Source organism: Hydrogenimonas sp., assembly GCF_029932565.1.
Classification (GTDB): Bacteria; Campylobacterota; Campylobacteria; order Campylobacterales; family Hydrogenimonadaceae; genus Hydrogenimonas.
In genome coordinates, this window is the sequence record NZ_JAOZPV010000001.1 from 49,528 (window position 1) to 61,572 (window position 12,045).

10 protein-coding genes are annotated in these 12,045 nt (G+C 50.3%); 9 read left to right on the forward strand and 1 reads right to left on the reverse strand.

Going from position 1 to position 12,045, the window contains the following annotated elements:
* Window positions 1–5: 5 nt before the first annotated feature.
* Window positions 6–623: a recombination protein RecO gene (gene recO / locus Q1K24_RS00305; protein ID WP_300364466.1), complete on the reverse strand. Its 618-nt coding sequence runs from the start codon at window positions 621–623 to the stop codon at window positions 6–8.
* Window positions 624–796: 173 nt separating this feature from the next.
* On the opposite strand from recO, the gene gltB reads away from it, so the two are divergent.
* From gltB to Q1K24_RS00350, 9 genes are all read left to right on the forward strand, one after another.
* Window positions 797–5,221 carry a glutamate synthase large subunit gene (gltB, locus tag Q1K24_RS00310; RefSeq protein WP_300364467.1) on the forward strand — a complete coding sequence of 1,475 codons (4,425 nt, stop codon included), beginning with the start codon at window positions 797–799 and terminating at the stop codon, window positions 5,219–5,221.
* A gap of 1 nt (window position 5,222) precedes the next feature.
* Complete coding sequence (locus tag Q1K24_RS00315; protein ID WP_300364469.1) at window positions 5,223–6,605, forward strand: glutamate synthase subunit beta; 1,383 nt, start codon at window positions 5,223–5,225, stop codon at window positions 6,603–6,605.
* A gap of 2 nt (window positions 6,606–6,607) precedes the next feature.
* The gene (locus Q1K24_RS00320; RefSeq protein ID WP_300364471.1) at window positions 6,608–7,333 is read left to right on the forward strand and encodes an inositol monophosphatase family protein; all 726 of its coding nucleotides are present in this window, start codon (window positions 6,608–6,610) and stop codon (window positions 7,331–7,333) included.
* 3 nt (window positions 7,334–7,336) lie between these two features.
* A complete protein-coding gene (gene accD / locus Q1K24_RS00325; protein ID WP_300364473.1) occupies window positions 7,337–8,185 on the forward strand; it encodes an acetyl-CoA carboxylase, carboxyltransferase subunit beta in 849 nt (282 codons plus the stop codon).
* Window positions 8,182–8,748: a thiamine phosphate synthase gene (locus tag Q1K24_RS00330; protein ID WP_300364475.1), complete on the forward strand. Its 567-nt coding sequence runs from the start codon at window positions 8,182–8,184 to the stop codon at window positions 8,746–8,748. Before accD ends, Q1K24_RS00330 begins: the two co-directional genes overlap by 4 nt.
* Complete coding sequence (locus Q1K24_RS00335) at window positions 8,738–9,196, forward strand: 23S rRNA (pseudouridine(1915)-N(3))-methyltransferase RlmH (RefSeq protein ID WP_300364477.1); 459 nt, start codon at window positions 8,738–8,740, stop codon at window positions 9,194–9,196. The genes Q1K24_RS00330 and Q1K24_RS00335 overlap by 11 nt, the downstream gene beginning before the upstream one ends.
* 247 nt (window positions 9,197–9,443) lie before the next feature.
* Window positions 9,444–9,800: an RNA polymerase-binding protein DksA gene (dksA, locus tag Q1K24_RS00340; RefSeq protein WP_300364479.1), complete on the forward strand. Its 357-nt coding sequence runs from the start codon at window positions 9,444–9,446 to the stop codon at window positions 9,798–9,800.
* Between the two features lie 74 nt (window positions 9,801–9,874).
* Window positions 9,875–10,891, forward strand: a complete 1,017-nt coding sequence (locus Q1K24_RS00345) for a hypothetical protein (RefSeq protein WP_300364481.1) — start codon at window positions 9,875–9,877, stop codon at window positions 10,889–10,891.
* Window positions 10,892–10,994: 103 nt separating this feature from the next.
* Window positions 10,995–11,957, forward strand: a complete 963-nt coding sequence (locus Q1K24_RS00350) for a tRNA-dihydrouridine synthase (RefSeq protein WP_300364483.1) — start codon at window positions 10,995–10,997, stop codon at window positions 11,955–11,957.
* Window positions 11,958–12,045 lie beyond the last annotated feature (88 nt).

The following is a 12,045-nucleotide window of genomic DNA, read 5'->3' on the forward strand; positions in this document are numbered from 1 at the left end:
ATATCCTACATCCCCTCAAGCAGTGTCAGCCACAATCCCTCTACGTCCCTGTCGTCGAGATGAATCGTCTTTTTTGTCTCTATCAGTGTATGAACCGTTTCGGCGGGATAGCTTCGTGCGATGGTACATCGGGGGTGGGCGGGCAGATAGGCGCGTATCAGAGAGATACGCTCTTCCAGCCTGCCCCCGCAGGCAAAACAGGTTTCCGGTTCGTGCAGTCGTCCTTCATGGGCGAGGATGGCGAGATAGGCTTCGACGGCACTCCGTTTCGGATTTTGTAGATGCCAGATCGAGGCTTGTCGTTCGAGCAGTTCGAAGTAGAAAGGACCTGGAAGTTCGATATCGCGCAAATGTTCGAAAAGCAGGGCAATGAAATACTGCCACACCTGCAACCGATCGGTCTCTTTGATCCAGGGGTATCCGAGGTGAATGACATGTCTCAGCCTTGGCATGAACTGGTAGGAGTCCTGTTCGCTCTCGAAATCGATCTTGTATCCGGTTGTGACGATCGGATGCCGTGCACCATAGAAACGGTAGAGGGTTTTGATCTTTTTCTCAGTCAGAATCGTTACGATCGTATCTTCATTTTTCGCTTTTCGGACATTCAGAATGAAACCCTGCATCGTATCGACGACTCCTTTGAAACGCTACAATTTTCTGCAGAGGCCGTGTTTTGCCCCACTGCAACAGGCAACTTCAGTTAGTTGTAACCCCATTTTTTGTAAAATCCCTTAATTTTGGAGTATTGTACCAAAGAACTAAACGCATCGACATGCGTTCTGAAAAAGGGTTTGGAATGGATCTATTACGAGGATTTAAAGACAACTGTGGTTTCGGACTGATTGCCCATATCGAAAATCGGCCGAGTCACGCACTTCTTGAGGATGCGATCCACGCACTTGAGCGGATGATGCACCGCGGGGCGATCGCAGCCGACGGCAAGAGTGGCGATGGCAGCGGGTTGCTCCTCTCGATGCCCGAAAAATTCATGGTGAAAGTGGCACAGGAAGAGGGGCATGCACTCCCTTCGCAGTACGCCATCGCCCAGATTTTTTACAAAGATACCGAAAATCTCAAAGTGTTCGAAGAGATGTGTGAAAAGAACGATCTGCGTATTCTTTTTACCCGGGACGTTCCCGTCAATACCGATGCCCTTGGAAAATTGGCGCTTGAGACGCTTCCCTCTATCACGCAGATCTTTGTGGCACCCAATTCGCTGATGGCGACGAAACGCTTCGAAGCACTTATCTATCTGACGCGCAGAGAGACCGAAAATGCACTGCGTGATGACGAAGATTTTTACATTCCAAGCTTCTCCTGCCGCGTCATCAGCTACAAAGGGCTGGTGATGCCGACTCATATCAAAGAGTTCTATCCCGACCTGAACGATCCCGATTTCGAAATCAGTTTCGCACTCTTCCATCAGCGTTTTTCCACCAATACACTGCCGCAGTGGCGGTTGGCACAGCCGTTCAGAATGATTGCCCACAACGGTGAGATCAATTCGGTCGAAGCGAACCGTTTCAATGTTGTCGCCAAATGCGGTTCGGTCAAGTCGGAGGTTTTCAGCGACGAAGAGATCGAGCGCCTTTTCCCGTTGTTGCAGGAGGGCTCGAGCGACAGTGCAAGTCTCGACAACTTTTTTGAATTTCTGCGTATCAACGGTATGGACATATTCAAAGCGGTCCGTGCGGTCATTCCGGCTCCATGGCAGAACGCTCCGCATATGGATGCCAATCTCCGTGCATTTTACGAATATATGAGCACATGTTTCGAAGCGTGGGACGGTCCTGCCGCCGTCAGTTTTACCGACGGCCGCTATATCGGGTGTGTGCTTGACCGTAACGGTTTGCGTCCCGCCAAATATATCGTGACAAAAGATCGCCGTCTGATCATCTCCAGTGAATATGGTGTTATCGATCTCGAGGATGACAACATCATTGAACGGGGCCGTCTGCAATCGGGCGAAATGATCGGTCTCGACCTGAAGTACGGGACGATTCTCAAAAACGAAGAGATCAACGAATATCTCAAAAGTTCCCAACCCTATGCCGAGTGGCTCAACAAGCAGATGGTCTATCTGCAGGAGTATGTCGAGAAGCCGTTCGACAATCTCGATCGTTACAATCTCGATCAGATGGTCGAAAAACAGCGCTATTTCAATATTACCCAGGAGGTGATCGATCAGATTGTCGAGCCGATGATCAAAGATGGCAAAGAGCCGACCGGATCGATGGGAGACGATACGCCGATGGCAGCGTTCTCCAATGTACAGCGCAACTTCTCCGATTTTTTCAAGCAGAAATTTGCCCAGGTAACCAATCCGCCGATCGATCCGATTCGCGAAAAAGTCGTCATGAGTATCAATACCGGTTTTGGAGAGATTCACAATATTCTCGACGAAGATCCGAATCATGCGCGGCGTCTCAAAACCACGTCTCCCATTCTGACATATGAAAAACTCGAAGTTCTCCGGAGTTTTGGTGACGAAAGCCACCCGCGCTTCAGACCCTACTACAAAAACAGGGTCTACAGCACGACATACGAAGAGAATCTGAAGGGAAGTCTCGAAGATCTGGTTTATGACATCATCGAAGATGTCAAAAATGATGGAATCCGGATCGTTATATTCGATGACAATGGCCTCGATGCAAACCATAAAACAATACCGATGGCGATGGCAGTCGGCCGTCTCAACTTCGCATTGCTGGATGCCGGGATTCGGCATCTCGTCAGTATCGTCACTATTACGGGTGAGGTGATTGATTCGCATTCGACAGCCTGCCTTCTGGCATACGGCGCATCGGCGGTGTATCCCTACATGCTCTATGCAACTGTCTATCAACTCCTCTCGAAAAAGTCGATGACGGAATATGAGATGCGCAACGAATTCAAAAAAGTTCACGGTGCATTGGGAGCCGGTATTCTGAAAATCATGTCGAAAATGGGAATTTCCACCGTCGGTTCGTACCGCAATTCCGCGCTGTTTGATGTGCTTGGACTTTCGGAGAATATTGTCGAGGACTGTTTCCGAAACTCCCATGCACTCGTACCCGGACTCGGATACAGCGATATCGAAGCACGGATCGAGCGGTATCACAAAGAGGCTTTTGAACATGAGCATCTGCGAAAACTCTTTCCTCTCAACGTGGGCGGGCTCTACAAATATATCGATGGGCAGGAGTATCACGATTTCGCGCCCAATACGATTCGCCAATTGCGCGACGCGGCCATTACCGGCAAATGGGAAGATTATGCGAAACTCAAAAATATTCTCGAAAACCGCGACAAAAAGATGATTCGTGATTTCTTCTCTCTCCGGAGTGACAGGAAACCGATTCCGATCGAGAAGGTCGAACCGAAAGAGGCGATATTCAAGCGGTTCGCGAGTGCTGCGATGAGTCTCGGCTCGATCTCTCCGGAGGCACACGAGAGCATTGCCGAAGCGATGAACCGTATCGGTGCCCAGTCCAACAGCGGGGAGGGCGGTGAAGACGAAAGCCGTTTCGGTACGATCAAAAATTCCAAAATCAAGCAGGTGGCATCGGGTCGTTTCGGTGTCACACCGGCCTATCTGCGCAGTGCCGAAGAGATTCAGATCAAGATAGCACAGGGTGCGAAACCAGGGGAAGGCGGCCAGCTTCCGGGACACAAGGTTACGGCTCTTATTGCACGTTTGCGTCATACGATGCCGGGTGTCACCCTCATTTCACCTCCGCCTCACCACGATATCTACTCCATTGAGGATCTCGCACAGCTCATTTTCGATCTCAAACAGGTCAATCCCGATGCAACGATCACCGTCAAACTGGTCTCCACGGCGGGAGTCGGTACGATCGCTGCAGGTGTCGCGAAAGCCTATGCGGACAAAATCATCATCTCCGGTGGTGACGGTGGTACCGGTGCTGCGGCACTGGGTTCCATCAAGTTTGCGGGCAATCCGTGGGAGACGGGACTCTCCGAAGCCCACAACGCCCTCAAAGCGAACCATCTGCGCCAGAATGTCCACCTGCAGACTGACGGCGGCTTGAAAACAGGAATGGATATTGTCAAAGCGGCGCTACTGGGTTCGGAAAGTTACGGATTCGGTACACCTGCACTGGCGATGGTGGGATGTAAGATGCTGCGTATCTGCCATCTGAACCGATGCAGTGTGGGGATCGCGACACAGGAGCCGGTTTTGCGGGAGCATTTCGAAGGCAACGTGGAACGCCTCGTCAACTATTTCACACTTCTGGCGGAAGATGTCCGCTCCATTATGGCAGAGCTCGGATACGAAACACTCGAAGAGATGATCGGACGCAGCGATCTGCTGCAGGTCATCGACGACGAGTTCGCGAAGAAGTTCGATTTCAGCTCGATTCTGATGCGCCTGGAAGGGCCCGATACATGCCAGGTGGCATCGAATGAGCCGTTCGATACGAACGAATTTGAAAAAGATGTTCTCAAAGAGGCGTCGTTGGCGATTCAGAACCCGCAGAACAAAATGGTCATTCAGCGCACAATCTGTAACCTGAACCGCAGTTTCGGTGCAAGAATCAGCGGCGAAATCGCCAAATATTACGGCGATGCCGGTTTGGCGGAAGATACGATCAAAATTCAGCTCAAAGGGATTGCAGGACAGTCGTTTGGTGCATTCCTGATCAATGGCGTGACGCTGCGTGTCGACGGCGTCGCCAACGATTATGTGGGCAAAGGAATGAATGGCGGTAAAATCATTATTGCACCCCTCAACCAGGGTGAGCAGTTCTCCGCGGCGGGCAACACATGTCTCTATGGTGCGACAGGCGGGAAACTCTTTGTCGCAGGCAATGTCGGGGAGCGTTTCGGTGTCCGTAATTCGGGGGCACTGGCGGTTGTCGAAGGGACAGGCGATCATGCGTGTGAATATATGACGGGCGGTGTCGTCGTTATTCTCGGACATACCGGTGTCAATTTCGGTGCCGGTATGACCGGCGGCCTGGCGTTCGTTTACGATGCAGAGCATACTTTTGTAGAAAATATCAACCAGGAACTCGTCGAAGCTCACCGTATCGATACCGACGATACCGATGAAGCCCGCCACTATCTGAAGCGTCTGCTGAAAGAGTACTACAACGAAACCGGGAGCAAGAAAGCCAAATGCATACTCAACAATTTCCGTATGCAGATCCGTAACTTCTGGATGGTCCGCCCCAAAGAGTTGCGTAAAGTACCTTTGAATCTGGACGAGGGGGAGTAAGATGCAGAATTTTATATTTGTCGAGCGAATCGACCCGAAAAAACGCAATGTTGTCGAGCGGATCAAGGATTTCCGTGAAATCTATGAACTCTACAATCCGAATGAAGCATCCAGCCAGTCGGATCGTTGTATCCAGTGCGGTGATCCCTACTGTCATAACAAATGCCCACTGCACAACTATATTCCGCAGTGGTTGAAAGCGGTTGCGGAAAAAGATCTCGAACTGGCATTCAACCTTTCCAACGAGCCGTCGCCATTTCCCGAGATCATGGGACGGATATGCCCTCATGATCGGCTATGCGAAGGGGATTGTACCCTGAATGACGGGTATGGTGCGATTACGATCGGTCCGATTGAAACCTTCATCAACGAGGAGGGATTCAAAGCGGGATTGAAACCGCGTTTTGCGGAAGAAAAGATTGGCAAGAAGGTAGCGATTGTCGGGTCAGGTCCTGCGGGCCTCTCGGCGGCGACCTACCTTCTCCGTGCCGGCATCGATGTGGAAATTTTCGAACGTTCGGATCGTCCCGGCGGATTGCTGACATATGGGATTCCTGGGTTCAAACTCGACAAAAACGTGCTGTTCCGCCGTGTCAAATGGCTGGAAGAGGCGGGTATGAAAATCCATTACGGTGTGGAGATCGGCAAAGACAAACCGTTCGACGAACTCGTCAATGCGTTCGATGCCGTCTTTATCGGAGTCGGTGCGTCGCAGCAGAAAAGACCGGCCATTCCGAACGAACAGGCCAAAGGGTGTCTGATGGCGATGGATCTGCTGGTCAATGTCCAGAAGAAGCTTTTCGGAGATCCGTTCGACAAACAGGTCGATGTCAGGGAGAAACGCGTCGTTGTTATCGGCGGGGGCGATACGGCGATGGACTGTGTCCGTACATCGCTTCGTGAGGGAGCCAAAAGCGTCACCTGCCTCTATCGTCGCGATGCCCGCAATATGCCGGGATCAAGAAAAGAGTACACCAATGCGAAAGAAGAGGGTGTCGAATTTGTGTTCAACGCTTCACCCAAACAGGTACTGGTCAATGACGAAGGGCATGTTGTCGGGATTGAGATGCTCAAGACGGCGCTTGGGGAAGCGGATGAGAGCGGCCGCCAGCGGTTGAAGGAGATAGAGGGAAGTGAATTCCGGGTGAGTGCAGATATTATTATTTTCGCACTCGGCTTCAATCCGGTTCCGTTTGAGTTTCTTTCCGCCAACGGCATCGAAACCAATGAATGGGGCGGCATCGTCATCGATAAAAACTATGAGACGACGACAAAAGGTGTCTATGCGGGCGGTGATTGCTATCGGGGTGCCGATCTTGTCGTCACTGCCGTCTATGACGGACGTGAAGCGGCGAAAGCGATGATCCGAGAGTTTATAGGGTAGTTGTGACACCATTTGTTCGCAGCACGATCGAGGCGGCTCAGCAGATCAGCGAGCTGTTGCAGAAGGGGTGGCGCCGCGAATTTGGCGATCACGACGACATTGGTGCCGGAGGTGACAGAACAGCCGGTATCGATACACTGGCGGAGAGTATCTATATCGAACGGCTTTCATCGTTCGGGATGATCGATTCCGAAGAGAGAGGGATCGTGGGAACGGGAGAGGCGACAATCGTGCTCGATCCGATCGACGGAAGTGACAATGCTGTCTCGGGACTTCCCTATTTCGGTTCTTCGATTGCGCTCGAACGGAATGGAAAGGTGACCGATGCTGTTGTGATCAATCTCGCCAATGGTGACTGTTTCTACAAAACCGATAATATGTTGATGTGTGGTAAAATCGGATCGGACCATTTTGTTCCGGTGATCCGGCGCGAGGATGCAACGATCGGAATCTTCGAAAAGGCGTATGCCAATCAGGGATTGGCACTGGCGTTACTGAAGCAGAGGCAAAAGTTTCGGTCACCCGGAGCGGTGGCGCTGTCGCTTGCCTATGCCCACTATGTCAATTTCGTTATCTTTGCAGGTCCAAGGCGCCGATACGATTTCGCCGCGGCACTTTGGATGTGCGAAGAGTTGGAGATTCTCGAAGAGGAAGAACTGCTGATCGTTGCGAAGGAGCGTGAAACCGCTTTGAAACTGCAACGTCTGGCACATGGCATGGAAGGATAATCTATGAATTTCGGAAACATTTTCAAAAGTATACGCAAAGAGCATCCGAAGCCGGCAGAAGCACCGGCACACTGGATCAAATGTTCCAAATGTAATGCACTGATGTATTACAAGGAGATCGAGGCGAACCATTACGTCTGTCCAAAGTGCGGGTACCATATGCGTCTGACAGCCGATCAGCGGATCAAATTGCTGGCGGATGAGGAGACATTTGTCGAACACGATGCCGAACTCGAGCCGGTCGATCCGTTGAAATTTGTCGACAAAAAGAGTTACAAAAAGCGTGTGGAAGAGGCGAAGAAGAAGACAGGCCACACAAGCTCGATCATCAGCGGTTCCTGTGCCATCCTGGGAGAACCTGTTGAACTGGTTGTCTTCGATTTCGCATTCATGGGCGGTAGCCTTGGTTCCGTCGAAGGCGAAAAGATCGTCCGGGCGGTCGACCGTGCTCTCGAGAAGGGTTGCGGTGTCGTGATCGTCAGTGCGAGTGGCGGAGCACGCATGCAGGAGAGTACCTATTCCTTGATGCAGATGGCCAAGACCAGTGCGGCATTGGCAAAGCTGGACGATGCCAGACTTCCTTTCATATCGATTTTGACCGATCCGACGATGGGAGGGGTCAGTGCCTCGTTTGCGATGCTTGGAGACATCATCCTCGCCGAGCCGGATGCCCTGATCGGCTTTGCAGGTCAGCGCGTCATCAAACAGACGATCGGCGCGGATCTTCCGGAGGGGTTCCAGCGATCGGAATTTCTACTCGAGCATGGCCTGATCGACAAAGTGGTTCCGCGACGCCTGTTGAAAGAGAGTGTCGGCGAGTTTCTCAAACTTTTTAACAGAGAGGGTGTGTGAGACTCTACGCTTTACTTGATGAAGCGTCGTTGCAGCGGCATGGATGGAGCATCGAGCGCTTCGTCCGGCGTGCCATGGATCTCAACGCGGAAATAGTTCAGTATCGAAACAAAAACGGTACCGCTTCTTTTATCGAATCACGATTGAAGACAATAACCAAACTCTTTGGTGGCAAAGTGATTGTCAACGACCATCCCGAACTTTCCGATATCTGTGATGGAGTGCATCTGGGACAGGATGACGTGATGCGGTATGGGACAACGATTGACGGAGCCGTTGAATCTCTGCGCAATATAGTCGGTCATGAACGCTGGATAGGATTGTCGACTCACAACCGCCAGGAGATCGAAACGGCCAATCGCCTCGATATCGACTATGTCGGACTCGGTGCCTGCCGTGCGACATCGACAAAAAGCGATGCCAATCCGCTTGGATGCAAAAAACTTTCGAAACTCGCTTCGTTGTCGAAGCATCCTGTTGCCGCTATCGGCGGTGTCAAACTGGATGATGTCATCGAGCATGTAACGTGGATCGTGGTGGGGAGCGGTCTGTATGACGATTAATGTCGTGACGATCGCGAAACCGGAAAAAGACTGCTATACCCAGCTTTGTGACCATTTTGCCAAAATGTCGAAACGATTCGCAACCGTCGAGACGAACGATCTTTTCAGTGCAAAAGTCACGCGGGCCCAGGAGAGCGGCAGAGATGCCGCCCGAAAGATGTATGAAGAGCTCTTCAGGCCATGGATGGGACGCGGTTTTACGATTGCGCTTGACCCGGCGGGCAAAGAGATGGACAGCGAAGCGTTTGCAAAGCTCATTGCGGACAAGGCGGATGTGACATTTCTGATCGGAGGGGCATTCGGACACAGCCGCGAGTTTCTGAATCGGTGTGACAAAGTGGTCAGCCTCTCGACAATGACGATGAGTCACAAAATCGCCAAAGTAGTACTTTTCGAACAGATCTACCGCGCTCTTGCCATCAACCACCACCACCCCTACCACAAATAAATCGAAACTACTTAAAATTTTTTAATGATTGGCCGATTTAAAATGATAACGGAGTCCATCTCTGAAATCCCTGTAAGCGGTGACATGGATGGGCTCAGGCATGGTGTTGGATACGTCGGTGTGACAAATTGTCACGATGAAAAAAGAATTTACCGAAGATAGCTGAATCTCCTTGAGAAATTTAAGGCAAATTCGATAGAATTCAATAATTTTTAATAAGGGTTTCAACCCGATAAGGAGTAGGGATTTGAGGGAAAATGATATCAGGTACTTCAAACATATGCTTGAAGAGAGAAGAGATCAGATACTCAAAAATATTCATGGCAGCTCAAAAGAACTGGATGAGTTGCATCGCAATCACGATGTAATGGATGAGGGCGATTTCGCTTCGGTTTCCACGGACAACATGATCAATGAAGAGATCCTTTCTGCCCAGCAGAAAGAGTTGGAAGAGATCGACGAAGCCCTTGCGAAAATTCAGCATGGAACATATGGAATCTGCGAGATGTGTGAAGAACCCATTGGCATGCAGCGTCTCAAGGTCAAACCTTTCGCAAAATATTGTATAACCTGCCGTTTGATTGCCGAAAAGAGTCCCGCATAAGGATGTGCTAACTTCACTTCCGTTACGATATGGTAAGTATCTGAAGTCAGCCATTCAGGAGAAGGAGAATCACCATGCATCTAAAACGTTACACTCTGGCGTCGGTTATCATGATCGCTCTCGTAGGCACCTATGTCTATCAGATGGTTTCACAAAGCGAATATGCACTCGACCTGTTGGGTGTACACGTTACGTTACCGATCGCGGTATGGGTCATTCTGCCGATGGTGCTTCTTTTTCTGGCCTCCTTTTTGCATATGCTCTACTATGGTTTCAAAGCCTATCTTCGCAGAAAGCGTGTGACGAAAGATATTGAAAAACTTGCCGATGCACTCTATTGGGATGTCCTGAAAGCCCCTAAAAAACATCACTATATGGATAAACGCGTCAAACCGGTCGGGGTAGTGCTCGACAGTGGCTGCGACGATTTTACCAAAGTGGACAAAAAACTGTGCCATGAGCGTATTCGGGATGCCATTGACATCATTACAGCTGTAAAACATGGCGAAGTGGTCGATCTGGGCAAACTCAAACTCGATAAAACCAATCCATACATGATCCAGAATGCGCTCAATCTTCTGAAGCAGGAACCGCAGCGGGCCGAAGAGATTTTGCGCAAGGTAGAATCGTACGATCAATCCGTGGCCAAAGAGGCGATCCGGATTTTTGTGGAAAGTGCGGGAGAACAACAGATCGAAAAATATCTCGATTTTGTGGATAAAGAGATCCTGATGCATATGCTCGATACGCTGGAAAAAAGAGATGAGAAAAACAAAATCACACTCTCCCTGATCGAAAAGATCGTCATGAAAAACAATCCCAGCGATTGTGACTACATGGTTCTCTCACGCAAGCTGATAAAACATTACACACCACACGAGCTGCTTGCTTTCTTTGAAAAACTGGTCGCACGGGATGAAAAAGCTTTCAAAGCCTACATCTTTACACTCATCGAATTTGAAATGCTGGATAAAGCCAACGAATTGATGCAGGATACGCAGCGTGGCGAATATCTCGATTTCAAAGCCTATCTCGATCTCCGAAAAGCCGGCAAACACTATCCGATCGATCTTCTGTTGAAACAGTGCTGAACGATGCACAAAGCGGGAATCTTGAATCGTAACAGGAGACCGCTTTCTGCCCTTTCGATCTCACACACTTTACAATTCTGACATTCTTTAGTATAAATCGGATATGAAAAAAGTACTCGATTTTTCCAAACCACTCTATGTTCTGGCTCCGCTTGCGGGTCTGACCGATCTGCCTTTCCGCAGCGTCGTCAAACAGTTCGGTGCCGACCTGACCGTCAGTGAGATGATCAGTTCCAATGCACTCGTCCACAATAGTAAAAAGAGTCTCAAAATGGTTGAGAAATCACCGCTGGAGGTACCCTATTCGGTACAGATTGCCGGAGCGGACGAAACGATCGTCAAACAGGCGGTAGAGATTCTCAACGGAATCGGCGGAATCGATATCATCGATCTCAACTGCGGATGTCCGGTTCCAAAAATCGTTTCGCACGGTTCGGGCAGCTCGCTGTTACAGGATCTCGACAAGATGGGGCGTATCATTCGCACGATCAAGGAGAGATCGAACAAACCGTTGACGAGTGCGAAGGTCCGTATCGGTTTTCAGGAAAAACGTCCAATCGAGATCGCCAAGACAGTCGAAGATGCCGGCGCCGATTTCATCGCAGTCCATGGCCGGACGCGTGCGGGAAAATTTAAAAGTGAAGTCGACTACGATGCGATTCGGCAGATCAAAGAGTCGGTGACTATTCCCGTGATCGCCAACGGTGACATCACCGACTACGCCAAAGCACAATGGGTACTCGATTTTACCGGGGCCGACGGTGTCATGATCGGCAGGGGCGCCGTCGGAAAGCCATGGCTCTTCTATCAGCTGAAGCACGGGGTTCCCGATGACGCCATTGACCCGGCACTCAAACGGACGATCATTCTGGAACATTTCGATCAGATGATCGTTTTCTATGGTGATTATGGTGCGACACTTTTTCGAAAGCATCTGCATACCTATTCCAAAGCCGGATACAGGGGGGCGTCGGAATTCAGAAACCGGGTGAACCGTATAGTCGATCCCAAAGAGATGCGTGAAGTGGTCGAAGCCTTTTTCGAGCCGGAAAACTGTTTGAATTGAGAATGGAGGCTGCGGCTTCGCCGCTTCCATTTTCAGATTTAATCAAGCTGGCGTATGCCAGCTTTCTCAACACTCAACACTCAACACT

Bases quoted from the DNA above. Each gene is read 5' to 3' on its own strand.
- recO (WP_300364466.1), bottom strand. From the start codon at position 623: ATGCAGGGTTTCATTCTGAATGTCCGAAAAGCGAAAAATGAAGATACG.
- gltB (WP_300364467.1), top strand. From the start codon at position 797: ATGGATCTATTACGAGGATTTAAAGACAACTGTGGTTTCGGACTGATT.
- Q1K24_RS00315 (WP_300364469.1), top strand. From the start codon at position 5,223: ATGCAGAATTTTATATTTGTCGAGCGAATCGACCCGAAAAAACGCAAT.
- accD (WP_300364473.1), top strand. From the start codon at position 7,337: ATGAATTTCGGAAACATTTTCAAAAGTATACGCAAAGAGCATCCGAAG.
- Q1K24_RS00335 (WP_300364477.1), top strand. From the start codon at position 8,738: ATGACGATTAATGTCGTGACGATCGCGAAACCGGAAAAAGACTGCTAT.
- Q1K24_RS00345 (WP_300364481.1), top strand. From the start codon at position 9,875: ATGCATCTAAAACGTTACACTCTGGCGTCGGTTATCATGATCGCTCTC.
- Q1K24_RS00350 (WP_300364483.1), top strand. From the start codon at position 10,995: ATGAAAAAAGTACTCGATTTTTCCAAACCACTCTATGTTCTGGCTCCG.